The 206-nt window shown below is 55.8% G+C and carries 1 rRNA gene; it reads left to right on the top strand.

The features are described 5' to 3' along the window. Positions 1–115 precede the first annotated feature (115 nt). Positions 116–206, top strand: a 16S ribosomal RNA gene (locus IF73_RS0137285); the annotation flags it as partial.

Below are 206 nucleotides of genomic sequence, written 5' to 3'. Positions count from 1 at the left end.
GGTTGGTCGAGGTTCCTTTGAAACAAAACACAGCGAGGACGCTGTGGACGGTCGGTCACATTCCGACCTGACCGTCCCGCTCAACGCGAGTGTTGAACCGGATATCCGGTACACATTCACGGAGAGTTTGATCCTGGCTCAGGACGAACGCTGGCGGCGTGCTTAACACATGCAAGTCGAACGATGAAGCCCTTCGGGGTGGATTA

Source organism: Streptomyces sp. NRRL F-5727, assembly GCF_000719555.1.
Lineage (GTDB): Bacteria > Actinomycetota > Actinomycetes > Streptomycetales > Streptomycetaceae > Streptomyces.
This window is presented reverse-complemented; position numbering and strand designations above follow the sequence as displayed.